General features: G+C 68.2%; 24 protein-coding genes and 1 pseudogene. 14 read left to right on the top strand and 11 right to left on the bottom strand.

The window, feature by feature from the left end; genetic code table 11:
- Nucleotides 1-37: 37 nt before the first annotated feature.
- Entirely contained in the window at nt 38-577 is a 540-nt protein-coding gene (locus AC07DC_RS28830) for a DEAD/DEAH box helicase family protein (protein ID WP_478917395.1), read from the bottom strand.
- Nucleotides 578-1,113: 536 nt separating this feature from the next.
- Nucleotides 1,114-1,626 carry a nuclear transport factor 2 family protein gene (locus AC07DC_RS28825; protein WP_478917394.1) on the bottom strand — a complete coding sequence of 171 codons (513 nt, stop codon included), beginning with the start codon at nt 1,624-1,626 and terminating at the stop codon, nt 1,114-1,116.
- A gap of 666 nt (nt 1,627-2,292) precedes the next feature.
- On the opposite strand from AC07DC_RS28825, the gene AC07DC_RS28820 reads away from it, so the two are divergent.
- The 4 genes from AC07DC_RS28820 (at nt 2,293) to AC07DC_RS28805 (ending at nt 4,896) form a co-directional block, all read left to right on the top strand.
- Nucleotides 2,293-2,811 carry a MarR family winged helix-turn-helix transcriptional regulator gene (locus AC07DC_RS28820; protein ID WP_478917393.1) on the top strand — a complete coding sequence of 173 codons (519 nt, stop codon included), beginning with the start codon at nt 2,293-2,295 and terminating at the stop codon, nt 2,809-2,811.
- 85 nt (nt 2,812-2,896) lie between these two features.
- Nucleotides 2,897-3,352: a hypothetical protein gene (locus tag AC07DC_RS28815; protein WP_478917392.1), complete on the top strand. Its 456-nt coding sequence runs from the start codon at nt 2,897-2,899 to the stop codon at nt 3,350-3,352.
- 8 nt (nt 3,353-3,360) lie between these two features.
- Nucleotides 3,361-4,239: an NmrA family NAD(P)-binding protein gene (locus tag AC07DC_RS28810; protein WP_478917391.1), complete on the top strand. Its 879-nt coding sequence runs from the start codon at nt 3,361-3,363 to the stop codon at nt 4,237-4,239.
- Between the two features lie 309 nt (nt 4,240-4,548).
- Complete coding sequence (locus AC07DC_RS28805) at nt 4,549-4,896, top strand: hypothetical protein (protein WP_478917390.1); 348 nt, start codon at nt 4,549-4,551, stop codon at nt 4,894-4,896.
- 442 nt (nt 4,897-5,338) lie between these two features.
- On the opposite strand, the gene coaD is transcribed toward AC07DC_RS28805, so the two are convergent.
- The 3 genes from coaD to AC07DC_RS28790 all read right to left on the bottom strand — a co-directional run bounded on the left by coaD (nt 5,339) and on the right by AC07DC_RS28790 (nt 6,808).
- Entirely contained in the window at nt 5,339-5,764 is a 426-nt protein-coding gene (gene coaD / locus AC07DC_RS28800) for a pantetheine-phosphate adenylyltransferase (RefSeq protein WP_478917389.1), read from the bottom strand.
- A 214-nt stretch (nt 5,765-5,978) separates the two neighbouring features.
- On the bottom strand, nt 5,979-6,200 hold the full coding sequence (locus tag AC07DC_RS28795) for a hypothetical protein (RefSeq protein WP_478917388.1): 222 nt from the start codon (nt 6,198-6,200) through the stop codon (nt 5,979-5,981).
- Nucleotides 6,201-6,220: 20 nt separating this feature from the next.
- Nucleotides 6,221-6,808 carry a DUF3558 family protein gene (locus tag AC07DC_RS28790; RefSeq protein WP_478917387.1) on the bottom strand — a complete coding sequence of 196 codons (588 nt, stop codon included), beginning with the start codon at nt 6,806-6,808 and terminating at the stop codon, nt 6,221-6,223.
- A 376-nt stretch (nt 6,809-7,184) separates the two neighbouring features.
- On the opposite strand from AC07DC_RS28790, the gene AC07DC_RS28785 reads away from it, so the two are divergent.
- Complete coding sequence (locus tag AC07DC_RS28785) at nt 7,185-7,721, top strand: 2'-5' RNA ligase family protein (RefSeq protein ID WP_478917386.1); 537 nt, start codon at nt 7,185-7,187, stop codon at nt 7,719-7,721.
- Between the two features lie 95 nt (nt 7,722-7,816).
- Here AC07DC_RS28785 and AC07DC_RS28780 read toward each other — a convergent pair whose 3' ends face one another.
- Entirely contained in the window at nt 7,817-8,092 is a 276-nt protein-coding gene (locus tag AC07DC_RS28780) for an isoamylase early set domain-containing protein (protein WP_478917385.1), read from the bottom strand.
- 260 nt (nt 8,093-8,352) lie between these two features.
- On the opposite strand from AC07DC_RS28780, the pseudogene AC07DC_RS28775 reads away from it, so the two are divergent.
- From AC07DC_RS28775 to AC07DC_RS28760, 4 genes and pseudogenes are all read left to right on the top strand, one after another.
- Nucleotides 8,353-8,475, top strand: a pseudogene (locus tag AC07DC_RS28775) (PRC-barrel domain containing protein); the annotation flags it as partial.
- Between the two features lie 279 nt (nt 8,476-8,754).
- Nucleotides 8,755-9,315, top strand: a complete 561-nt coding sequence (locus tag AC07DC_RS28770; protein WP_478917384.1) for a hemerythrin domain-containing protein — start codon at nt 8,755-8,757, stop codon at nt 9,313-9,315.
- 56 nt (nt 9,316-9,371) lie between these two features.
- The gene (locus AC07DC_RS28765) at nt 9,372-9,764 is read left to right on the top strand and encodes a CBS domain-containing protein (RefSeq protein ID WP_478917437.1); all 393 of its coding nucleotides are present in this window, start codon (nt 9,372-9,374) and stop codon (nt 9,762-9,764) included.
- Nucleotides 9,765-9,882: 118 nt separating this feature from the next.
- On the top strand, nt 9,883-10,005 hold the full coding sequence (locus AC07DC_RS28760; protein ID WP_478917383.1) for a hypothetical protein: 123 nt from the start codon (nt 9,883-9,885) through the stop codon (nt 10,003-10,005).
- Nucleotides 10,006-10,202: 197 nt separating this feature from the next.
- On the opposite strand, the gene AC07DC_RS28755 is transcribed toward AC07DC_RS28760, so the two are convergent.
- The 4 genes from AC07DC_RS28755 to AC07DC_RS28740 all read right to left on the bottom strand — a co-directional run bounded on the left by AC07DC_RS28755 (nt 10,203) and on the right by AC07DC_RS28740 (nt 13,039).
- Nucleotides 10,203-10,415: a hypothetical protein gene (locus AC07DC_RS28755; RefSeq protein WP_478917382.1), complete on the bottom strand. Its 213-nt coding sequence runs from the start codon at nt 10,413-10,415 to the stop codon at nt 10,203-10,205.
- A gap of 168 nt (nt 10,416-10,583) precedes the next feature.
- On the bottom strand, nt 10,584-11,834 hold the full coding sequence (locus tag AC07DC_RS28750) for a HEAT repeat domain-containing protein (protein WP_478917381.1): 1,251 nt from the start codon (nt 11,832-11,834) through the stop codon (nt 10,584-10,586).
- 13 nt (nt 11,835-11,847) lie between these two features.
- Nucleotides 11,848-12,318, bottom strand: coding sequence for a transposase (locus AC07DC_RS28745; RefSeq protein WP_478917436.1), 471 nt, complete (start codon nt 12,316-12,318; stop codon nt 11,848-11,850).
- 337 nt (nt 12,319-12,655) lie between these two features.
- Nucleotides 12,656-13,039 (bottom strand): hypothetical protein, encoded by a 384-nt coding sequence (locus AC07DC_RS28740; protein ID WP_478917380.1) that lies wholly within the window; start codon nt 13,037-13,039, stop codon nt 12,656-12,658.
- A 339-nt stretch (nt 13,040-13,378) separates the two neighbouring features.
- Here AC07DC_RS28740 and AC07DC_RS28735 point away from each other — a divergent pair, with 339 nt between their 5' ends.
- Together AC07DC_RS28735 and AC07DC_RS28730 are read left to right on the top strand one after the other, a co-directional pair.
- Complete coding sequence (locus AC07DC_RS28735) at nt 13,379-16,300, top strand: AfsR/SARP family transcriptional regulator (RefSeq protein WP_478917379.1); 2,922 nt, start codon at nt 13,379-13,381, stop codon at nt 16,298-16,300.
- A gap of 116 nt (nt 16,301-16,416) precedes the next feature.
- Nucleotides 16,417-17,631, top strand: coding sequence for an RNA-guided endonuclease InsQ/TnpB family protein (locus tag AC07DC_RS28730; protein ID WP_478917378.1), 1,215 nt, complete (start codon nt 16,417-16,419; stop codon nt 17,629-17,631).
- Between the two features lie 929 nt (nt 17,632-18,560).
- Here AC07DC_RS28730 and AC07DC_RS28725 read toward each other — a convergent pair.
- Nucleotides 18,561-19,112, bottom strand: coding sequence for a GNAT family N-acetyltransferase (locus AC07DC_RS28725; RefSeq protein ID WP_478917377.1), 552 nt, complete (start codon nt 19,110-19,112; stop codon nt 18,561-18,563).
- Nucleotides 19,113-19,585: 473 nt separating this feature from the next.
- Here AC07DC_RS28725 and AC07DC_RS28720 point away from each other — a divergent pair, with 473 nt between their 5' ends.
- From AC07DC_RS28720 to AC07DC_RS28710, 3 genes are all read left to right on the top strand, one after another.
- On the top strand, nt 19,586-19,945 hold the full coding sequence (locus AC07DC_RS28720; protein WP_478917376.1) for a hypothetical protein: 360 nt from the start codon (nt 19,586-19,588) through the stop codon (nt 19,943-19,945).
- 83 nt (nt 19,946-20,028) lie between these two features.
- Nucleotides 20,029-20,562, top strand: a complete 534-nt coding sequence (locus tag AC07DC_RS28715; protein WP_478917375.1) for a DUF4262 domain-containing protein — start codon at nt 20,029-20,031, stop codon at nt 20,560-20,562.
- A 409-nt stretch (nt 20,563-20,971) separates the two neighbouring features.
- A complete protein-coding gene (locus AC07DC_RS28710; protein WP_478917374.1) occupies nt 20,972-21,481 on the top strand; it encodes a hypothetical protein in 510 nt (169 codons plus the stop codon).
- Nucleotides 21,482-21,486 lie beyond the last annotated feature (5 nt).

The raw sequence follows: 21,486 nt of genomic DNA, 5'->3' as shown, positions 1-21,486 counted from the left end.
CCCGTACACGGATCTGGCGGAGCCCGAGCCCCTGGTGTCACTGCCAGCCAATTGTCGCGATCACAGCGGCAGCGACCTGGCCAATCGGGAGTGTGGTGGCATCGACGGTGAAGTCATCGACTCTTGCCGCGTCGAGGATCCCGGCCAGTTCGCCGGATCTGTCCAGGTGCCATCGCAGGGCCTCAGGCTCGTTCTCGTGGCGACGGGAGAGGCGCTGGTGGAGCACCGGCAGTTCGACCTGGAGCCGGCACACCGAAAGATCGATACCGACCGCGTTGCCGCACTGCTTCCGGTCGTCCAAGTCCTCGACCACACCGGCGAGGACCAGTCGGACCGCACCAGCGGCGAGGTAGTTGCCGGCGATGCTGTGCAGGTTCTGCAGCATCATGCCGAAATTGAAGCGGTCGCCCGGAGGTGCTGGCCAAGACCGCCTCAGCCAGTCGAGGTCGATAACAGCATTTGACACCCCGGACTCGGTGAGAAGGCCGCCCACGGCCTCTGCCACCGATGTCTTGCCAACGCCGACGGTGCCGTTGATCAGGAGGGCACGGGGTTCCAGAGGACTGTCGGCATACATGCCCGGAACTCTACGGCCCGGCGCGATTGGGCGAGTGGTGCAGGGCCGTGACCGGTTCACTGTGACCCCGCAGGTGCGCCGGCTGCCGGCGTTGTGGAGGGGGAAGGGACCAGGCCGTAGCCCGCTTGTCTTCCGGTGCCCAGCAAAGCGCCAACGCTTCGTCTCGTTGGCGCAGGCGCCGATCTGGCCGTTCTCACTCCACATGGCGGGGCCGGTGTACTGGTGTTGCACGCCGGCCCCGAGCGGTGTCCCTTCTTGAACAGGCCCGTGTGGTCCACGATCAGGACCTCATTGCTCGTGCTGAGGTGCTCGAGGGCGCGGGTCCGCATGTCGCTGCGGACCGCATCCACTTCCCGGCGCACGCCGCGCAGGGGGTGTTGCATCATTCCGGGCGAGCCAGGCCGACTTGCTCCGCCAGCCCCCAGAAGTCCTTGCGTTCGACGCCGGACAGCAGCCCGTGCGCAAGCGCGCGGCTGCTGCCCGGGGTTCGACCCGCCGGAACGGGCCCGCGATCCGGGCCGTGGCCTGGTCGAACGTCAGTTCGCGGGCGGGGTCCAGTCGGTGGGCAGGCCGGACTGGGTGAGGACGGTGGCGAGGCTGTAGTGGTCTTGGTCGGAGGTGATCCGGCAGCGGTTCCGGTCGAGGTCGAGGAGTGTGGTCATCGGCACGGCGAAGGGCTTGGGTGCGCCTTTGAGGTGGCCGGAGTAGACGGCTTTGACAGTGATGCGGTCGCCGTCGCGGTGGGCCGCGCGCACGGTGACGTGGACGTTGTCGATGAGGCTGTCGGCGCGAGCCTTCCACCCGGCTATCTCCTGGGGGCCGTGGAAGGTGATGCCCACGCCCAGATCGGTGTAGGTGCCGGCAGTGGTGAACAGGGCGCCGAGTGCCTGCGGGTCGGTGCCGTTCCACGCGCGGGCCCAGTCCGCGACGATCCTCGGCGGCCGCCGTTCGGCGTTTGCGGCGTGGGCGGTAGTGGCGGTGGTGGCGCACAGGGCCGCGGCGGCGACCAGCACGGTCACGGCACGGGTTGGGCGGGAGGTCGAGGTCATGGTGATGCTCCTTCGGGTGGGTACGGGCGCGTCTGGAGGTCGCCCGCGGCGGGCTGCCGGCGGTCGGCATTCCGGGGGAGGTGCATGTCAAGGAGGCAGGACGGTGCTGCCGGTGATGCTGTCGGATTCGGCTAGGCGCAGGGCTACGGTGGCCCGGCCGAGCGGCGGAGCCGTTCCCGGCCGAGGGGATCGGTGGGTTGCCTGTTCGTCTGCGTGCCTGCAACGGCCATGGCACACAGACTCCTGTCGGGCGGTGTCCACTTTCCAGGCCCGACCGGAGCAAGGAGTGTCCATCGCTGTCCGCACTCGTCCACCCGATCCTGCTGGAGGTGTGCGTGTCGTTCAGCTCTGCCGGCGAGGTTCTCGCGATGCTCGCTCGGGCCTTCCTGGCTCCGGTCGCCGCCGACGCCAGTGAGAAGGCCATCGGGGTCCCGGTGACCTGGTCCACCGAGGACTTCGCCGAACCGAAGATCCGCAGTGCCACCGTTTCGCCGGTTTGCCGGTCGTTGTTGGGTGGCGGTGTTGGTGGACGTCGACTCCGCGTCGTGACGAAGCCACGGGGTCGATCGTCCAGGGGAGTGGTCCGAAGGGTCTGGCGTCAACTCTGCGTCTGGCGTTGGCCTGGCGTCTTGACGAAGGGAATGGTTAGCGGCCATACTACTTTCCATGGCACAGGAACCGAGGCCCGAGGACATCCCCACGCTGGATCAGGCTGAATACCAGATCCGGCGTTACGGCCTCGATGTCGACCCGCAGGCGGTGCTCGTCGCGGTGCGTCTGATGGCGGCCGGGGCCCGGCTCGGCCAGGCGGTCGAGGTGCACTTCTCCCGGTTCGGCCTGTCCGCGGGGCGCTACCGTTTGCTGGCGGACCTGGAGGACGCGGACGGGGAGAAGTCCCCTTCGCGGCTCGCGGCGAGCCTCGGGGTGTCCAGGGCGACCGTGACGGGTCTGCTCGATGGCCTGGAGCGGGACGGGCTGGTGCTGCGTCGCCCGTCCGCGGAGGACGGCCGCTCCGCCGTTGTCGTCCTCACCGCACGGGGGGCGCGCAAGATGCGGGAGTTGGCCCCGGAGCACTTCGGTCGGCTCCAGGCGATGGTGGATCCGCTCAGCGCCGAGGAGCGGACGGTCTTCCTGGACCTGCTGGGCCGCCTCGTCGGGGGTATTGCGGCGCTGACGCAGGACTAGCTGCCGGGCTCGCAGCCCCCTATTCGTTGTTCACCACCACCGTGGGCTGGGTTTTCCACGCCCATATAGTTAGGAGCCTAATCAGATGATTGATGAACCGGGTGGTTCCGCGCCGCCCCATTTCACCTTGTGGCGCGAGGTCCTGGTGGCCTACCTGGCACCAGCGCTGATGGCCGGGGCGGGCGGCGTCGCGAGCGCCCAACCGGACCTGACCATCGCGGCCTGTACCTCCATAGCGGGTACCTCGGCGGCGGCGGCCACCGTGATCGGTTCCTGGCTGCAGCGCCGCGGCACCCGGGGCGTGTGGCTGACCACGGCGCCGCGGATCGTGCCGGCGCTCGCGCTGGCCATCGGGGCCGCCGCCGTCGGAGCTCTCGTCGCCTGGCTGGTCACCGGCTGGACGCCGGGCGGGGCCACCGGGCAGAACGGGTCGTGGCCCGATCGACTGCGGCTGGACCTGCCGCTGTCCGCGGCACTCGCTGCCGGGATCATCACCTGGCGCTGGCGCGGAGCGCGCACCGTACGAAGGGCATCACGATGATCGTCGTCATGGGAGCGACCGGGGCCACCGGCAGTGCACTGCTCCAACGCTTGGTCACGCTCGGGGTGCCGAGCCGGGCACTGAGCCGTGACCCCGACCGGCTGCGGGCCGGCCTCGACGACGCGGCCCGCACGCTCGTCGAGGTCCGAGCAGCGGACGCGCGGGACCCGAAGTCGCTACGGAACGCCTTCCACGGCGCCGACCAGCTGTTCCTCAGCATGGTCAACAGCCCGGCACAGGTCGCTCTGGAGACCCGCGCCATCACCCTGGCCCCCGAAAGCGGCATCCGCCACATCGTCAAGCTCTCCGCCCCCGCGGTCGCCCCGGACTCACCGGTCGCCATCTCCCGCTGGCACCACAGCATCGAGGAGGCCCTGCGCGACAGCGGCGTGCCCCACACCCTGCTGCGCCCCTACGCCTTCATGCAGAAACTGCTGACCCTGGCACCGGCGATCGTGGCCCGAAGCGTCGTCCTCGGCGCGCTGGGGGACGCCGTCTGCAACTACGTCGACTGCCGCGACATCGGCGACGTCGCCGCCGAGGCACTGGTACGACCCCAGATCGCCGGGCGGGCCTACACCCTCACCGGGCGGCGGACCGTCAGCCAGAGCGAGTTGGCCGAGCTGCTGAGTTCGGTGCTCGGACGACGGATCCAGTACGTCGACCTGCCGCCTGCGGCCATGCGGCAGAACCTGGTCGAGCACGGCGGCCTGCCCGACTGGCTGGCCTCCCACATCGTCGAGATCCAGCAACTGGCCGTGACCCGCCCGGAACAGCCCACGGACACCGTCTGCCAGATCCTGGGCCGCGAACCCCGCACCCTGGAGGCCTTCCTGAGCGAGAACATCCACCACTTCCGCCCAGGCCCCCTCGCCGACCGGCACTGACCCCCATCCGCGCTCCACGGGTCCGGGCCGGGCGCACGACATCCGGCCCGGACCCGTTCGTGGATCGGTGGAAGCGGCCGATCCAGCAGCAGCCGCTGGTGCAGCCGCTCCCGGGTCGTGCCGGTGCCGGTGCCGCGGACCGTGGGGTGAGCGGGTCATCTGCCGGCCGGTGATGGTGGCCGACTGCGCCGCAGTGGCGTGCGGTGAAGCCGACGCCGCCGGGCGCGGTTCGCGTCCCGGCCCCAGGCCATCAGCGCAGTGAGCCCGCACGGCCGGCCAGGCCCGGCGGCATTCCGGCCGCCGACATTGGTGGAGATCGAACACCTCCTGCACCCCACGCCGGCGGACCTCGACGAGCACCTCCTGGCCCGCTACATCACCGCCACCACGGTGGCGGCCGCCAACATCACCCCCTGCGCCTGCACCCCCCAGCAGATCCACCGCTGGCTCCACCAGTTCGCTACCCATCTCACAGCCGCCCCCGGGACCTCGGCCCGGACCGACTCCATCCTGGATCGCCTGTGGCCCATGGCAGGAACTGCACGGGTCCGAACCACGGAGGCATCTCTGAGCACCCTCGTCTGTTTGTTGCCCCTCCTCGCGCGGGAGACCGACACGGCGATGCTTCTGGTCTGTCCGCGATCGAGCGAAGGTTGATCGGAGCCTGGGACGGGCCCTGCTGGGCTCCGCCCTGGACGTTTTGACCGGGCTGGGCGCCACCGAGGTGATCCCGTACGTCGACGACGACGCTCCTCCTGGAGGCGACCGAGACCGCACCGCAGCGAACCGCCTCTACGAATCGGCAGGATTCATCGAGATCGACCGACTCCACTCCTACACGCGCACGCCGTAGGAGCCCCGCGATCGAGAGAAGGGGAGGGCCCGAAAGGTCCCCCCTTCTCTCTCGACTCCCGTACGCGTGCGGATCTCAGGACCTGGCATCCATCCTGACATTGAGTCCTGACATTGCGTTGATCCTGACGTGCTGACCTGGGCAGGTAACTGCCAGAACGCTGGGCTCGTCCGCCTCACCACGCAGGGCACGTCGTAGGAACCCTCGCTGCCGCCCCCAGCTGCTGGAAGAGGCTCGCTCAAGTCATCATTCGGGGACATGGTCCTGTTGGCTCATCGCGGTGACGAGAGTGGAGGAGATGTGGGCCAGGGCGGGGTCTGCAGCGATGAAGAGCGTTTCGACTCCGGCCAGTTCGTGGTTCATGCGGGCCATCGGCATTTCGTAGTCCAGGTCGCCACCGCCGCGGACTCCGCGGATGACGACGTCGATTCCGACTCGGCGGCAGTAGTCGACCAGCAGGCCGCCGGTGTGGGAGTCGACCGTGACGTTGCTCAGGTCGGTTGCTGCCGCGCGGAGCCGGTCCAGCCGTTCCGCGATGGGGAAGCGGCCGGTCTTGTTCGAGTTGAACATCACGCACACGACGACCTCGTCGAACAGGAGGGCAGCGCGCCGGAGTACGTCCTGGTGCCCTTGAGTGACCGGGTCGAAGGATCCTGGGAAGAGGGCTCGCATGATCGGAAAGAGTAACAAGTGGCCGCCCCCGGGAGCGAGGTGCCAGGGCAGCCAAACCGCCAAGATCAAGCGTGACAGGGAGAACGTCTAGAGGGACGGGACAACCGCAACACCATCACGGCCGTGTGGGACACGCTCCAAGTGGGCGGTTCATGAGGTGATGTCTGTTTCCGTGTGAGGGTTGTGTCAGGGGTGCTGGTCGTGGTCATGACTATCACTTCCTGGCGAAGCTGCCCGTGTCGGCTTCGGTGAGGACGTCGAGTTTGACCAGGCGCTTCAGCTTGACTTGGATGCCCTCGACGTTCTTGGGCAGGGGTTCGTGGCTGAGGGCCTGGGCGACGTCCTTGGCCCGCAGTGTTCCGGTCTCTTCGTTGAACACGGCAAGGATGCGGGTGTAGTCCGGGTGCTCGGGCAGTTCTGGCGAGCAGGCGCGCACGGCAGGTAGCGCCGGCCACCTCACTTCTTGGTGACTCCCGTCAGCACCTGTCGGGTGAAGTCCGTCGCCACGTCGCACGCCTTGCTACCGTGAAGCGCCTGATTGCTGCTGTCTTCGTTCCGGACATTGACCTCGAGTTCGTCGGCGTTGACCTGCATGGAGAGGTCACAAGAGTTGCCGATCGCAGTGGCCGCGACCCCCGGGAAGCCCAGGACGTCGATCTTCTTCTGGATTCCGTACGTGTCCACGGACAAGTCCACGGACATGTCGATGATGGCGTTGATCTGCACCTCCGTCCCGCCACTCTGCCAGTCACAGCCGGAGTCGGAGCTTCTGCCGGATTCGCTGCCCTCCCTGGCGTCGGAGGGCTGAACCCCGATCGCGGTCAGCGACTCGCCCCTCAGCACTTTGCATATGTCCATCCCCTTGAGTGTCGTGCGCGGCCCCTTGGGGGTCGACGGCTTTCCTCCGGCGGGGTTCTTGACGCCTGTTGAACCGGTCGATTTCCCTGGGGGAGACGAAGATGACGAGTCGCTCCCATCGCACGCAGCAGCCCCCGTCAATACGATCACCATCAACGTCGCCCCGGCGACGTGTCGTGTCTGCATGGGGACGAGGGTGACATACGAAGGCCGGACTTCGTGCGGTGACTCATGAAGTGCTGCTTGGTCGCCCGGCAGTGCGGAACGCATCAGCGACCCGGCCGCTCCGACCGTGAGCGGTTCGCCATCGCAGGCATACGCATCATGTGGGAGCCCGGGCCCCTCTGCCCGGTGCGGGCCAGGTCAGCGGATGCGGCGGGCCAGTGACGGACGCTGATCGAACACCGCACAGGACCTCTTAGTGGGCGGTTCTTGAGTTCTTGGATGGTTCCCCTCTAAGAACTCCCAAGTGCGTGTTTTTGGGAGGTGCCGACAGCTGGTCCAGCCGCCCGATGGCGAATATTCGGTCGCCGTCGCCAGGGCTCATTGGTAGACAGATGTGGTGACAGAGGACGGCTCCAGCCAGTTTCAGGCAGGACGAACGGCACTCATCGTGAAGATCCCCGAGGCCGAGTCCGCTGTTCGCACGTGGCGTGAACGGCTTGACCCCTCAGCCCGAGCGGGTGTTCCGGCGCATGTCACCGTGCTCTTCCCGTTCCTCGAAGAGAGCCGCATCGGTACTGCCGCGTACTCTGCCATCAGTGAGGTGCTGGAAGGCCACCGGGCCTTTGACGTTCGCTTCGAGAGCTGTGGACGGTTCCCGGAGGTGCTGTATCTCGTCCCCGAGCCGGACACGCAGTTCCGGCAACTCACGCAGGCGATCGCCGGTCGATGGCCCGAGACTCCGCCGTTCGGTGGCCAGTTCACCGACGTCATCCCGCATCTGACCATCGCCCAAGGCCAAGAAGACGCAGTCCTGAAGAAGGTCGAGGCCGACCTCTTGGGCTGTCTCCCCATCACCGCGCACGTTTCGTCCGTCGAACTCATGGTTCACGACGGCACGACGTGGCACGAGCGAGCATCCTTCACGCTCCAGTAAGGTCCCGGACCTGCGGGACTTACCGTTCGCAGGGTCTCACCGGGCACTGCCCGGTCTGGTCCCGGGCGTGACGGGGGTGTGCGGGCGTGTTTTGCTCAGGAGCGCAGCAGACTGTTGTGGATGTCGTGACCGTCGGCGGCGTCCCCATCGAACCAGTGGTCGCCGTGCACGAGGTACCGGGAGCCGACCTGCTGACCCTTCGGCAATACGATGGCGGCAGCGCGGGACCCGTCCGGTCGGCGGGTGAGAGGGTGGGCGCCGGGCTGCCAGTCGTTGAAGTTCCCCACGACGCTGGCGTCGCCTGCGGGGTGCTCCGCCGGCAGGACGAAGGTGATCTGGATGCCGTTCGTGTGTGTGGTGCGTTCCAGCATGGGATCGGCTCCTGGTGCTGAGGCGAATTTCAGCGATCGGCTCGCGGGGAAGGCAATCCGCGCGTGGTGGTGAGCAGCCGGGTGGATCTGGCACCCCTACGGGGTCGCGGCGCGCGCCCAGAAGCCAGGCGTGCGAACGGGTGGGGTTTGGCCGCCGACCGGGGGAACGGCTGCGTGCGGGCAGCCCGGGTTGGGCAGTGCCACAAGAGGGTTCATCTCCTCCCGGCGCCGATGGCGCCGATGAAAGGTAGGGAAGCACGATGAGTGACAGCATCTGGGGTTACATGCCCAGTTCCGGTTGGCAGGCGGGCACCGATCTGGCGGGCTACAAGGTCGAGGCGACCGACGGCTCCATCGGCAAGGTCGACAAGCACTCCGAAGAGCCGCACATCTAAGTCGTCTTCGCGCCCGTCCTCGGGCCGCCCGACCCGCCCGCGGCCCCATGGCAGCGGATCGCGCGGGACAGGGTGGAACCACCGGCTGCAGTGTCGCCGCCACCGGTTCGGCCACCGGCCTTGTCGTCTGCGGGTTCGCCATGCATGCCCTGAGGCATGCGGCACCCGGACGTTGGCGCGGGGGAGCGGATGCGTGCCCGTTGCCCGGCCGGGCAGACGAGCGTGAAACAGCAATTCGTCCCAGGCACACCACTTAAGGGGTTTTCGATGGGTCGCGGCAGAGATGTCATTGCGGAGCTGACGGCCGATCACCGCGAGGTGGAGGAGCTGTTCGACCAGTTCCGGGCCCTGGAGCCCGGTGATGCCGAGCGGCGCAAGGTGGCCGAGCGGTTCACAATCGAGCTGGTGAGGCACTCGGTGGCAGAGGAGCAGTACCTGTATCCGGCGGTCCGCGAGCAGGTGATCGGGGGCGGGGAGCTTGCGGACAAGGAGCTGGCCGACCACGCGAAGATCGAGCAACTCCTCAAAGACCTGTCACAGCTGGCCGCCGAGGACCCGAGGCTGGACGTGCTCGTCAACGAGCTGGTCGCCGAGGTCAGCGCCCACGTCGCCGATGAGGAGAAGCGCCTTTTCCCGGCGTTGGCCGACGCATGCTCACCGGATGCCCTGAACGAGCTGGGTGACAAGGTGCGGGTCGCGAAGGCCTTCGCCCCCTCCCGTCCGCACCCTTCCGCGCCCGACACCCCGCCCGCCAACAAGCTGCTGGCCCCGGGCGTCGGGATGGTGGACCGGCTCCGCGACTTCTTCACCGGCCGGGGAATGTCGTGACGCCCAACCCAGAACACCTGCCCAAGCCCTCGGCGCACAAGACGGCGCGTGATCTCATGACACCCGGCGCGCACAGCGTCGGCGAGGACGAGACGGTGCTGCGGGCGGCGCAGCAGATGATCGAGCTGGGTGTGGGGGCGCTGCCGATCTGTAGTGGTGACGGGCGGGTGCGGGGCATGCTCACCGACCGCGACATCGTCACCGCCCTGGCCGGCGGCAAGAACCCCGCCACCACCTTCGCCGGGCAACTCGCCCAAGGCGACGTGGCGACCCTCGCAGCGGACGACGACACCGATCGCATCCTGCGCACCATGACCGCGCACAAAGTCCGTCGCCTGCCGGTCCTCGACGGGAACCGCCTGATCGGAATCGTCGCCCTGGCCGACGTCGCCCGCGCGCTGCCCCACCCCCAAGTCGGCCAGCTCTTGAACGCGTTGTCCCGGGACTGACGGCGCCCAGGACGCAGGACACTGGTACTGGGCTGTCGTGAGGCCAGGTGGCTTCTGCGTGTCACCCGTGCGGGGACCGGACCCCAGCGATCCGTCGCTGAGCCCGCGGCCAGGACCGATGCCTGCACCGGGCCCCGACCCGCTGCCCATGCCGGACTGCACTCTCAAGCCGTCGCCCGAGGCGTCGAACACCGAGGCGCTGGCGGAGCCGTTGCCGCGGAACTGGTCCACCGGAGGGTGAGTGTGGAGTCGGCGCGGATTGCCGATCTCAACGTTCCGTCCGGCGTGAACCGACATGGTTGCGGGCGATGACTGACCGCGCGTGCCCGACCAGATCCTGAACGCCGAGATCCTCATCAGCGCCTCTCAGGTCGGCGCCGCACGCGCCCTGCTCGGCGACGCTGAGCCGCTTTCGGGGTGCGCCCGCCGCGTACTTGGTCAGCGCAACCAGAATTCACTGTCCGCGCCGGTCATGGGTCGGTCACCGGCGCGGCGCTCCAGGTCTCGGGTCCGTGACCGACCGTGCCATTCCACCACTGCCGGGTCCCGCAGCACGTCGCGGCTGCTGGCCAGGCTCGCCAGCGCCAGGAACTCCAGCAGATCCTCGAGCACTACCGCCACTACCGCCCGTCCGACCAGTTCGCCGTCCACCGGCACCCGGCTGGCTTCGAACGCGTCTTTTGGGCTCCTACACGATTTTCGTAGGTGTTGATCGTGGATCACTGGCGGCACGTGAATCGGGCAGCATGCGAGGACTACGCTGATGCGGTGCCGGTTCCACGCCCTGGCAGCAAAGTGACCTGCTCCGGCGCCTTTCTGCTAGTTGGGCATCCCCGCGAAAATGCGCATTGCGGCTCGGTCCTGGGGAAGGCCCCATGCTCGCAGGATCTCTAGGAAGTTGGCCCACCTCCAGGTGTCTTGGTCGAGCGCGGCCAAGACACGGACCAGGTGCGGCTGTCGGCTCTCCAGGTCTGCAAACACGGGGAGGCTGCTCTGGCGCGGCGCTCGGAAGGCCAGGCGCAGGGCAGCTGCAGTGATCGCGAAGCTGGCCGGGCCAGAGGCGGCGGCCAGGCCCTCTGTCACAGCGTCCAGTGCCTCGACAGGGTAGCGATCGCCCAGCAGGGTCAGGCTCGTTGCAGCGAAGCCGCGCAGATCGCCGTCGTAGAACGCAATACCGGGTGGTCCGAACCGTGGCGGTTCGGCTTCGGTAGCGGCCAGTTCGGAAAGAACCTGAGTGCCCAGAGCGGGTTCCGACCCCGCGTAATCCACGCGTACGAGGGCGGTCGCCGCTGCCCATCGCACCAGTTGCTCCTCGACGCCCAGGAACGGCTGCAGGCGGTGGACGAGTTCCACGTCGCCAAGCAAGCCCACAGCGATGAGTGTCGTGGAGACGAGCTCCGGAATCGTCTCTCGATCGAGCAGCCGCAGCAACTTCGGCAGTGTGTGCTTCGACTCTTCCGGAAACCAGGCCAGCAGGTAGATCGTTGCCGCACGCACAGCCGGATCGTCGTCGTCCAACAGCGCGTACAGGCCCGGTAGCTCCCGCCGCACTGCGTCGTAGGTCGCTATTTCGGCGTCAGCTGCCCGGAGCTGTCCCACGAAGTCGAACATCGCGCGCCGCATCTCGCGTACACGCCGCTCGCCCTCATCGCGTGCCTGGCCGACCCACTCGTCGTACTCGGCAGCCATCTGCACCGGATCCTTCGCTCTGAACTGTCTGACGTCCTCCCGCCAGCCGATCACGTCGACTCCACCCGGCAAGTGCGTCTCGTCGTACCCGATGGCCAGGGAGGCAAGCAGCTCGAGGACCTCTGCGCGGCCCGGCAGTGCTGCGTTGGCTACCAGTGCGGCCAGGAACGGAACGGCCACCGCCGATGCCTGGTAGCGGCTTCCCTGGTGAAAGATGTTGCCGTACAGATGGTGCAAGGCTTTCTTTCGCTCGTCTGCGTCCTCGACAGCCAGGCTCCGCAGCTGGCCTGGAACGTCACCTGCGGCGCCGTAGGCGTGCTGCAACGCCGTCCAGTCGATCGCATCCAACCCGGCCAGGGCATCGTTCATGTCAGTGGTCACGAACGGCAATGTCTCACACCGCTCCGACACTCTGCCTGGGGTGGATCAGCCGCAGGTCTTGGCAGAAGCCATCCTCCGGTACGGGAGGCACTCGGCGAGAGACTGCGACGAGTAGGACCCGCTTCCGCAACAGGGAGATCTGCGCCCGCCCTTCCATCTGGCGTTTGATCAGCTTCGGGTCTGTGACGCGGCCTTCGTTGACGCCGGAGTTGTAGGTGCGGGTGAGTCCGGCGCGGACGGCGTCGAGGTCGGCGGCCGGGCCCCGGGCGAAGCTGGGCAGGGCGGGCACGCTGCTGGTGCGGACGGTCTCGATCCAGGTGTCCAGGCCGGTGTCGGTGCCGGAGGTGAGTAGAGAGCCGAAGGCACGGATGTGCCGGTGGGCTGCCTCGAGTCCCGGGCAGCGGGACAGGACTGCATTGAGCTGGGTCCGCTGGTCCTCGGTGAGGTTCTCCGGGCGGCGGGTGAGGCAGCGGGTGACCTCCAGGACACCGAGTACCGCAGGTCTGGAACGTGGTCCGGCCCGGTGCTCGCGGTCGGCGGCGCGGTGCGGGGCGAGGAAGTCGCGGACGGGGCCGCAGCGCCGCTGTAGCTGCGGCGAGCGATCTCGCGGGGAGGCGTTGCCCCCGGACGTGCTGCCGGCCCTGGTCCGCCGGGCGATTGAGGAACGGCACGACCGGGCGGTGTATGAGGCTGTCCTGGAGCGCGAAGCAGCAGAGCACTGGCGCTGAGAGTGGTCGAGGAAGATGGGGGTTCCGGTGACGGGGTGTGCTGAGCGGGAGCGGTGCCCACCGGGGGAGTGGGCACCTGACCCGAATGGCTACCTACCAGGGACACCGGATGAGGCCGTTGCGGAAGGCGTTGCTGTCATCCACGTACGGGGCGTACACGTACCCGTACTGGTACGTCGTGCTGCCGTTGCTGTAGTGCTCCTGATACACGTGGTACCAGACGTTTCCCTGGTTGTTGATGGTCTGGCCGCTCACGAAGCAGTCGGTATGGACAGAGGCGGGGGCGAAGAGGTCAGCGGCGACCTTGGGGGTGTTGCTCGCTGCCCCCTGGTAGACGCCCACGCCGTGTGTCCCGTTGAGCCAGACCTGCACGTTCGACGATGCCGATGCGCTGCCTGATGCTAGGCCCAGGCCGCCTGCGACGAGTGCCGCAACCGCTGTGACGGTCGCCGTGCGACGTCCGAGTTTGATTCTCATGTCTGCCTCCTGGAAATAGGAAAAGAACACACGCTTCGCGCGGGGCAGCCGCGTCCGTTCTTTCGGTTCTGCTCCGAATGACGATGGATGGAGAAGCTGTTGCTGATGTGTCCGGATTCGGGGGGCGTGGTGACAGCGGCGACGGCCATCGTCGTGCCCGTTGCTGCTGCCTTGGCCGAACGTTTCATTCCTGTTCCTTTCGTTGCGCAGGAATGGCTGTATGCCCCACGGAGACGCTATGGACACGGGTCCGTCGGCCGTCCTAGATTCGTCCTAGTGCGAGGTCAGCCGGGGGATCGGGGCTGATCGTGAAGTTCCGGGGGGAACGTGAAATTCGGCGTGCTGGGGCCGTTACACGCCCAGATCACCGGGCGCGAGGTTCGGATCGACGGACCGCGGCAGGCCAAGATGCTGGCCGCGCTTCTGGTCGACTCCAACAACGTCGTCGCCATGGAACGGCTCGTCTCCGTGATGTGGGACGGGAGAGCACCCGCCACCGCGGTCCGTCAGGTCCAGGACGCTCTCTCCGGGCTGCGCCGCAACCTTGCCGCGTGCGGAGCACCCGGATCCTTGATCAGCACGCGGCGCGGCGGCTACCAGATCCACCTGGCCCCGGATCAGCTCGACCTCCTGGAGTTCGACCACGAGCGGTACCTCGCCGAACGGCACACGGCCCCGTTCGAGACAGCTGTCGCGCTGCGGCGTGCGCTGGCCTGCTGGCGCGGTGACGCCCTGGTCGACATCTCCAGCCGGGTCCTGGAGTTCGATGCGGTACGGCTGAACGAGAAGCGCGCGGCCACGCACAAATGGTGTCTGAGCATTGAACTCGACCTGGGGCGGCATCGTGAGGTGATCGAGGAGCTGACCGCCCTGCTACGCGAGCACCCGTACGACGAGCACGTCGCTGAGCACCTGATGGTCGCCCTCTATCGCTGCCGGCGACAAGGCGAGGCGCTGCAGGTGTACGAGCGGCTGCGCCGGACACTGGCAGGCGAACTCGGCGTCGATCCCACCCCGCCGATCCAGGCGCTGCATCGGCGCATCCTGCTCGCCGATCCGGCCCTGGCGGCCCCTGTCCCGGCGAGCGGCCCCTCGGACACACGACCGAAAAGTCCTGGCGCGGCGGCCACCGAACCGGTTATGGCGATGCCGGTGCGCCAACTGCCGCTCGATGTCCCCGACTTCGTGGGCCGAGCCGACGCGCTGGCCGAGCTCGCCCGATTGCTCGACGCGTCGGCGCCGAACCGGGCCCCGGTGGCCGTCGTCGTGGGCGGTCCCGGTGTCGGCAAGTCCTGTCTGGTGACGCACGCCGCGCGGCTGGCGAGTGCCACCTTCCCCGACGGCCAGCTCTACCTCAACCTCGCCGGGACATCGGACGAGCCGCGGGACCCGGCGCTGATGCTGGCCGAGGCGCTGGGCGCACTCTCGATCGCCGGCAGCGCGATCCCGAACGGCCTGTCCGAACGGGCCGCGCTCTACCGGTCGTTGCTGGCGGACCGCCGGATGCTGGTGGTGCTGGACGATGCCGGTCACGCCGATCAAGTGCGTCCGTTGCTACCGGGGGCCGACGGCTGCGCCGTGTTGATCACCAGCCGCACCCTGCTGACGCAGCTTCCCGGCGCCCGGCACATCGACCTGGACGTGCTGAGCCCGGCAGAGGCGCAGGAGTTGTTCACCGGCATCGTCGGGCGCAGGCGCGTCGAGCGGGAACCGGCGGAGGCCGACACGATCCTCGACTGCTGCGGCAACCTGCCGCTGGCGATCCGGATCGCCAGCGCCAAGCTCACCGGCCGCCCGGCCTGGTCGTTGCGGGTGCTGCGGGAACGGATCGAGGACGAGTCCCGGCGGCTGGCCGAGCTGAGGATCGGAGATCTCAGCGTGCGGGCCAGCGTCGAACTGAGCTTGCGGCTGCTGCCGGCCGACGCGGTACGCGCGCTGGGCCTGCTGGGCCTGCTCGGCCCCTACACCCTGCCCGGCTGGGTGGTCGGCCCGCTGCTGGACCGCTCGGACGCCGAGGAGGTGCTCGACACACTCGTCGACGCCAGCCTGGTGCGGCTCACCGCCACCGACGCCATCGGCCAACCGCGCTACCGGCTGCACGATCTGATCAGGACCTGTGCCGTGGAGATCGCCGCCCCGCTGCCAGCGGCGGACAAGCGGGACGCGATGGTCCGGGTGCTGTCCACGTGGCTCGATCTGGCCGGGCGCGGCACCGATCGGCTGCCGGCCGGGCTGCTGGTCTGCGAGCCCGGTTTTGCGCCGCGCCGGTCGCTGCCCGACGCGGTCGGGGACCGGCTGATGGCCGACCCGGCCGGCTGGTTCGACGCGGAACGCGACACCCTGCTCGGCGCGGTGAAACTGGCCGTGGACTGGGGACTGGACGAGTTGGCCTGGGAGCTGGCGGCCGGCACGGTGACCTACTACGATCACCGGTGCCTGTATCAGGACTGGGAGCACGGGCACCGGCTCGCGTTGGACGCGGCCGAGGCCGCCGGCAACGCGCGCGGCGCATCCGTGCTGCTGCGCGGTCTTGGCCAGCTGCACATCTACCGAGACGAGTTCGACGGGGCGACCCGTGCCCTGGAGTCCTCCGTCGGGCTGTGCCAGGACGGCGCGGACAAGCGCGGCGAGGCGTTGTCGGTGGCGATGCTGGGCACGGTCAGCCGGGTGCAGGGCCGTTACGGCGAAGCCGCGGACCGTGTGGAGCAGGCGCTGGCCATCGCGGTCGGTGAGGGCGACCGGCACCTTGAAGCGCAGCTGTCCTGTTCGATGGCCGTGATGCGGCTCATGAGCGGCGAGCTCGACGAGGCGGACTCCTGGTTCGGAGAGGCCCTGCGCCAGGCCAGGGCGCTCGACGACGGACATCGGGTGGCGGTTGTGCTGCGGCGGTTCAGCCGGCTGCACGATCAGCGCGGTGATCCGGACGAGGCGCTGCGCTGCCTGTGGGAGGCGTTGGCCACCTTCGAGGAACTGTCCGACGAGCGGTGCGTCGCGTACACGCTGCTGGAAGTCGGCCGTGTGTACGCCGGTCAGCACGACCGGGACCGAGCCACCCCGGCTTTGGAGCGCGCGGCGGACCTGTTCCACCGGCACGGCGACCGCCAGGACGAGTCCGCGTGCTGGCAACTGATCGGCGACCTGGACGCCGCCGCCGGCGTCCACGACCTGGCGCGCCGGCACCGCGAGCGGGCGCAGCGGTTGTGGCAGACGATCGGTGACAAGCACCAGACGAAGGCTTCAGCGCCACCTTCGTCGCCGTGATCACCCAATGTGGGCGCAAGCCCTGTCCGTCAGGGCGGGGATAGCCCGATCGGTCGGCACCGTTGTCAGTGGCGTGTACTACGTTGATCGCACCAGTCGAAAGGGGGGTGTTTCGCATGCTGTCCGGACGGAGGTACCGCTTGGACCTGACCGGCGAGCAAGCCGTGCAGGCACAGGGGTTCGCGGACATTTGCCGGTCGGTGTGGAACACCGGACTCGAACAGCGTCGTGAGTACCGTCGTCGCGGTGGGTGGATGAACTACGTGCCGCAGGCAGCGGAGTTGGCCGACGCCAAGGGTGAGCACGAGTGGCTCAAGGATGCACCGTCGCACGTGTTGCAGCAGACACTGAAGGATCTCGACAAGGCGTGCCGGGAGCACGGCACGTTCACAGTGCGGTGGCGGTCGAAGGCCCGCTGGTCCCCGTCGTTCCGGTTTCCTGCCGGGAACCTGATCACCGTGGAGCGGCTGGGACGTCGGTGGGGCCGGATGAAGCTTCCGAAACTGGGATGGGTTCGTTTCCGCTGGTCACGCCCCCTCGGTGGTGAGATCAGGTCCGCCACCCTCTCGCGTAAGGGCGGTCACTGGTTCGTGTCGTTCGTCGTGGACGATCGGGCCGTCACGCCTGAGCGGCACGCCATGCCGTCCACGGCGGTCGGCATCGATCGGGGTGTGAAGGTCGCGGCCGTCACGTCCGATGGAGAGTTCTTCGACCGGACGTTCATCACCGCCGGCGAGAGTGTGCGATACCGGCGGCTGCAACAGCAGCTCGCCCGCACCAAGAAGGGCAGCGCCAACCGGCGCAAGACGGTCACGGCCATGGGCCGGATCATGTCCCGGGTCAGCGACCGGCGCGCAGACTTCTGCGCACAGAGCGCGCGTCTCCTGGTGACGAAGAACGCCCTCGTCGTCCTCGAAGATCTCAAGACCCGGAACATGTCGAAGTCTGCTGCGGGCACCACGGCTGCTCCGGGCGTGCGCGTCGCCCAGAAGCGTGGCCTGAACCGGGCGATCCTCGACAAGGGATGGCACCGCCTGGAACTCGCCCTCACCAACGCGGCCCGGTACACGGGCACCCGTGTTGTCAAGGTCAATCCCGCGTATACCTCGCAGCGCTGCCACGCCTGCGGGTTCATCACCGAAGACAACCGTGAGAGCCAAGCGGTCTTTAGGTGCAAGAACCCCGGGTGCGACAACGTAGATCATGCGGACGTCAACGCGGCGAAGAACATCAAGGCGGCCGGACTGGCCGTCTCGGCCTGTGGAGACCTCGGCATCAGCCGGTCCGTGAAGCAGGAACCCGGCAGCCGGACGACCGGCCAAGCCACCTGAAAAGGAATCCCTGCCCTTTAGGGCGGGGAGGATGTCAAGATGCCAGGTTCCCGGGTGCTGAGGGTGCCCGGTCCTGTGGCCGGAGATAGCGCTGCTGCCGGGGGGTGGATGATGTGCGTCGTGACCTCAGGGATAGTTCGCGCGCGGTGGTGGTTGGCTCTTCGAAGCGGTGGGTTCTTCTTCGTGGGGGGTGGTCTGGGCATGGCGGTGTACGGGTTGGTCGCGCACCAGCCTGTGGGGGGATGGTCCTGGGGCGGGTTGGCCTTCGGGACGGTGGTGGTAGTGACTCTCGCCGTACTGTTCCCCGGCCGTGGTCGTGACCGGCGGTGAGCCGCGTACCTGCGTGGGTGCGGAGATTCGCTCTGGTGTTGTGGTGGTGCAGTGCGCTGGTGTGGTTCGGCGTGCAAGCGCTGCGGAGTGGACGCGCGGGGCGGGTGGGTTCGATCGTGGTGTTCGTCCTGATCGTGGTTCAGGCGGGTCTTGCCCTGGCGGGGTATACCCGTCCGAGGACAAAGCGTCGGCGAGCACGCGAGGCAGACCGTAACGGTCCCGGAACAGCCGAAGACTGAGCTCCGGCGTTCCGCCGGTGAGGGATGCGGCAACCGCACCGGGCGATGCTGCCCGAGGGTGGCGCTATCGGGGACCTCTGGTAGCGCGTGCCCGGTAGCGTTCCAGAACTCCGATGGACGGCGCTGACGCGGCCATCACACCGAAGACGATGGAACTCCAATCGCCTCGGAGCTCTCGTTCCCCGACTGTGCGCCCGCCGGAGATCTGACTTTCCGGACGGGACGATATCCGCAGAACGCGCGGCCGCCGGCCACCCCGGACCGCGCGGAACCCCCACCCGGGCCGCCGCCCCCAGCCGCTGCGTGTGGATCCTCCGGCCGAGGTCCTCGTCCCGTGCTGCGCGGCTGCCGGGCACGAGCTCAAACGGGCGGCGTGACCGCAGACCACACGCCGAACCACTGCTCGGCGCCGTACGCCTCGAATCGCTCTAACCCGGTGAACCCGAGCTTCGCCGCGAGGCGCATCGAGGGGGCGTTGGCGGTCTGGGTGTAGAGCACCACCGGCTCATCGGGAAGCGCACCGGCAAACCATTTGAGTGCCGCTGTGCACGCCTCGGAGGCGTACCCGCGTCCCCACGCCTCCGGCAGGAACAAGTAGCCGAGCTCGGTTCCCCCAGCCTCCCGACGGTGGTTGCTGCCCGGAAGCTCGGGGGCGTGCGGGTCTAGCTCGATCGTGCCGATCACCGCTCCGTCGAGCTCGACCACGAAGAAGCCAGGGCGCCGCCCGGGCACTTCGGGCACGATGCGTTCAAGCTCGGCACGCGGTCGAGGGCCACCGAGGTAGGTGCCCACCTCCGGCGAGGCGTTCAGCTCGATGACTGCCGCACGGTCCCGGGCCTCGGACTCGCGGAGTACGAGCCGCTCGGTCTTGATCGGGGCAGGTGGCCAGGCGACGGCTCTGTGGTCGGTCATGCCAGCCAACCTAGCCAGCGGGCTCACAAGCGATCAAGACTGGCCGACAGCGGCCGATCCCTCCCTACGCTGAGGAGACCGGCGGTGTCGCCGTCCCGTCCGAGGACGGCGCCTCCTGCTGGGCGTGCCGCCAGAACCAGGCGACACGCAACCGCGGGCTGCGCGGTGCGCTGCGCAGCCCGCGTAGGCAGCGGGACGGGACCGGCGGAGTGTAAGGCCAGGTGTCACGCGGGGTGTAACGCGTGCCTGTCACGCTGCCCTGGTTACACCCTGACCAGGGTGGGACACCCCCTGAACGCACCCTGTGCAGCAGGGAGCGTGACAGCGTGGCACTCACGCGTCGAGCGCGGCGGCCTGGCGCTCGCGGATGACCGGCTCGTGTCCCGCTCTGGCGATCTGGTCCCTGTCTCTCGTCGGCGCAGGCGATTTGGCCCTTTGGTGCTGCTGTCGGTGGGGGGTGGCAGGCTGCACCTATGAGCTATGACCTTGCTGTGTGGGAGGGCGAGCGGCCGGCGGATGACGCCGCTGCGGCCCAGTGCTTCACCGATCTGTACGAGCGGTACATCGAGACGGAGGAGCCTTCGGTTCCTCCGGTGGAGCGAATAGCGGCCTTCGTCTCCGCGCTCTTGGAACGGTGGCCGGATCTCACCGAGGACGAGGACGACATCTCGCCTTGGTCAACCGGTCCGCTGATCGGGGAGGCCTGCGGTCCGCTGATCTACTTCCCCATGCGTTGGCGCATGGCGGTGGAGGCGTCTGCCTACGCGGCGGGGGTTGCGTCGTCGATGGGTCTCAACTGCTTTGACCCGCAGGCACGGCAACTCCGGCCGTGACGATGGCGCGGGAGCGGATGAAGTCGGCATCGAGCTTTCTCCCGGTGGATGTCGGGCCAACCCGGTCCTTTAGCCTGGCGGTCATGGCCACTGATCACACCGTCTGCTGTTGCGTCCTGTGTGGGGACGCCCCCGATGTGGAGCCCCGCCTGCGGGCGACCGTCAACACGATCGAGGAGCACGGCTGGCAGGTCACGATGGTCCCTGCCGATGAGCACGGTCCCGGGTGGGCGTACACCATCGGCTTGTGGCACCGGCATCGGATACCTGAGCTGGCGATGTTCGGCCTCGACGTCACCATGATGCACACGATCCTCAACGACCTCGCCCAGCGAGCCGTCGACGGGCAGCTTCTGGAGGCTGATCAGGAGCGGCGCGACGTCGCTAGCGTCCCGGTCGTGCTCAAGGCCGTCGACTACCGCTGGTACCGGGCATTCTTCGGCGGCGCGATCCGGTTCTACCGCAAGCCGCCGTTCCCGTTCCTCCAGGTCGCCTGGCCCAACCGGGAGGGAGCCTTCCCCTGGCAGCCTGCGGGAGAGGATCTCCTCAGCCGCCAGCCTCGGCTGTGGCTGCGCCCCCAGGAGCACCCGGTCGGGGTGTGGACGCAGGATGTATGAGCAGGTGACCGCTGCACCTATGTCACCGACTGGATCGCGAACAAGACCCGGCGGCCTGGACATCGACTCCGCCGCCCAGGCCGCCCTCAGCGAGGCCGGCGGGGAGCGGCGAGCGGTCCGGTCGGCGGGACGCGGCGTCACCGCATGCTCGGCGGGGAACTGCGCAGCCTTGGCTTCCCGAGTCGGGGCGGCCAGAACTGCTCCAGGTCAGAACACCAGCCTCGCCCTCCGCCGGTGGAACTGGCCTTCTGTATTGTCTCGTCCCCGAGAATGGTGCAGGCCTGAAGCCGACTTCCGCGAATGACGGCAGAGTAGGTTCTTCCGGTGCTGCCCGAGCAGTTGAACAGACACGAGGCGGACTGCGACCACGGAGGCTCATCACATGCGTCGAATAGGCCGATACTCTGCCTTGCTGGCACTCTCGCCGCTGCTTGTGACCGCGACCGCCTGCGGCGGGCAGCCGGAGCCACCGGCCGCCGGAGCCAAGTTGTGCGGTGCCACGATGGCGAGCTGGTGGTTTGACGCAGTGGGTGCCGGCGATCTGTCGAGCCAGTGGGACGGCGTCCATCTGCCGATGCGCCCCAACCTGTACAACAGGGCGTCGTGCGGTGTGAAGTCCGGCGACAAGTGGATCGGCAGGTACCTCACTGAAGTCAGCGACGCCGACAACATCAACAAAACCGCCAGGCAAAACGCCAAGCGGCCAGCGAGCATGCGTTTCACTGCGGCCGGAGGCGAGGGCAGTATGGACCTCGCCGATGACGGCCGAGGCGTCGAAGTCTGGTGGACCTGCAAGAGCGTCAAGCTCAACGTGGAGTTGTACCGCACCAGGGATGACAAGAAGCGCATCGAGCTCACCAAGACCCTGACCAGTCGAATAGCCTCCGCAGTCGGCTGCGCGGCCCTCCCCTCCGACTGAGTTCG

It is taken from the genome of Streptomyces sp. NPDC045021, assembly GCF_056432645.1.
Note: the sequence above shows the minus strand (reverse complement) of the source record. Positions and strands in the feature narration are given on the sequence as shown.